This is a genomic window from Chryseobacterium sp. OV279 (genome assembly GCF_900128945.1).
Taxonomy (GTDB): domain Bacteria; phylum Bacteroidota; class Bacteroidia; order Flavobacteriales; family Weeksellaceae; genus Chryseobacterium.
This window is the reverse complement of sequence record NZ_FQUD01000009.1, coordinates 1-2,451: the sequence shown is the minus strand read 5'-3', so window position 1 is coordinate 2,451 and position 2,451 is coordinate 1. Positions and strand designations below refer to the sequence as shown.

1 rRNA gene is annotated in these 2,451 nt (G+C 49.1%); it reads right to left on the bottom strand.

Annotated features, from left to right (window positions below):
- A 23S ribosomal RNA gene (locus tag BUA72_RS24100) occupies window positions 1-2,427 on the bottom strand; the annotation flags it as partial.
- Window positions 2,428-2,451: the final 24 nt, after the last annotated feature.

Sequence of the window (2,451 nt, the reverse complement as noted above, 5' to 3'; positions counted from 1 at the left end):
CCCTTGGGACCTTCTCCAGCCCCAGGATGTGACGAGCCGACATCGAGGTGCCGAACCTCCCCGTCGATGTGAGCTCTTGGGGGAGACTAGCCTGTTATCCCCGGAGTACCTTTTATCCTATGAGCGATGGCCCTTCCATACGGAACCACCGGATCACTATGTCCTGCTTTCGCACCTGATCGACTTGTTGGTCTCACAGTCAAGCACCCTTATGCCATTACACTCTACGCACGGTTACCAAGCGTGCTGAGGGTACCTTTGAAAGCCTCCGTTACTCTTTTGGAGGCGACCACCCCAGTCAAACTACCCACCACGCAATGTCCTTCCATTAAGAAGTTAGGCTCCAAGTAAGTAAAGGGTGGTATTTCAACGTTGGCTCCACGAACACTAGCGTGCCCGCTTCAAAGCCTCCCACCTATCCTACACATTACTTACTCAAAGTCAATACGAAGTTATAGTAAAGGTTCACAGGGTCTTTTCGTCCCATTGCGGGTACTCGGCATCTTCACCGAGACTACAATTTCACAGAGCTCATGGTTGAGACAGTGCCCAGATCGTTACACCATTCGTGCAGGTCGGAACTTACCCGACAAGGAATTTCGCTACCTTAGGACCGTTATAGTTACGGCCGCCGTTTACTGGGGCTTCAGTTAATGCCTTCGATTTAACTCTAAGCACCTTCCTTAACCTTCCAGCACCGGGCAGGTGTCAGACCCTATACTGCATCTTTCGATTTTGCAGAGTCCTGTGTTTTTGATAAACAGTCGCCTGGGCCTCTTTACTGCGGCCAGCATTGCTGCTGGCGTCTCTTCTCCCGAAGTTACGAGACTATTTTGCCTAGTTCCTTAACCATGATTCACTCTAGCACCTTAGGATTCTCTCCTCGACTACCTGTGTCGGTTTTGGTACGGGTTGCTTCACTTCGGCTTTTCTTGGAAGCACTTTCCCTACAACAACTTCGCCCGAAGGCTAGGTCTTGACTATTCCGTCAGTCTCCAGTAAGTACGGCACTCCGTCCCCTTTTTAGTGTGAGCAAGTATGGGAATATTAACCCATTGTCCATCCACTACCCCTTTCGGGTTCGCGTTAGGTCCCGACTAACCCTCAGCTGATTAGCATGGCTGAGGAAACCTTAGTCTTTCGGTGAGCGGGTTTCTCGCCCGCTTTATCGTTACTTATGCCTACATTTTCTTTTCTATCCGCTCCACAATACCTCACGATACTGCTTCGGCGCAAATAGAATGCTCTCCTACCAGATATACCCCTAAGGTATAAATCCATAGCTTCGGTAATATGTTTATGCCCGATTATTATCCATGCCGGACCGCTCGACTAGTGAGCTGTTACGCACTCTTTAAATGAATGGCTGCTTCCAAGCCAACATCCTAGCTGTCAATGCAGTCCAACCGCGTTGCTTCAACTTAACATATATTTGGGGACCTTAGCTGTTGGTCTGGGTTCTTTCCCTCTCGGACATGGACCTTAGCACCCATGCCCTCACTGCCGACCATCATTTATTAGCATTCGGAGTTTGTCAGGAATTGGTAGGCGATGAAACCCCCGCATCCAATCAGTAGCTCTACCTCTAATAAACTGTAAATCGACGCTGCACCTAAATGCATTTCGGAGAGTACGAGCTATCTCCCAGTTTGATTGGCCTTTCACCCCTACCCACAGGTCATCCGAAGACTTTTCAACGTCAACCGGTTCGGTCCTCCACTCTGTGTTACCAGAGCTTCAACCTGCCCATGGGTAGATCACAAGGTTTCGCGTCTAATCCTGCTAACTAAGCGCCCTATTCAGACTCGCTTTCGCTCCGGCTCCGGACCTTAAGTCCTTAACCTCGCTAGCAAAATTAACTCGTAGGCTCATTATGCAAAAGGCACGCCGTCACCCAACTTGTGGGCTCCGACCGCTTGTAGGCGTACGGTTTCAGGTTCTATTTCACCCTTCTATTCGAAGTGCTTTTCACCTTTCCTTCACAGTACTTGTTCACTATCGGTCTTTCAGGAGTATTTAGCCTTGGAGGATGGTCCCCCCATATTCAGACAGGATTTCACGTGTCCCGCCCTACTCATTTATCACTTAAATATGCCTTTCATATACGGGGCTATCACCCTCTATGGCTGTTCTTTCCAGAACATTCTATTAAACATATAAAAGCTTTTGGGCTAATCCGCTTTCGCTCGCCGCTACTTACGGAATCTCTTCGATTTCTTTTCCTCCGGGTACTTAGATGTTTCAGTTCTCCGGGTTTGCTCTCCAAATAAATTTGGAGTGACTGGTCTTCAACCAGACGGGTTGCCCCATTCGGACATCTGCGGATCAATTCGTGTGTGCCGATCCCCGCAGCTTTTCGCAGCTTACCGCGTCCTTCTTCGCCTCTGAAAGCCTAGGCATCCGCCATACGCCCTTAACGATTTCTTTCCTATTTTTAGTTACTCAAGCGCT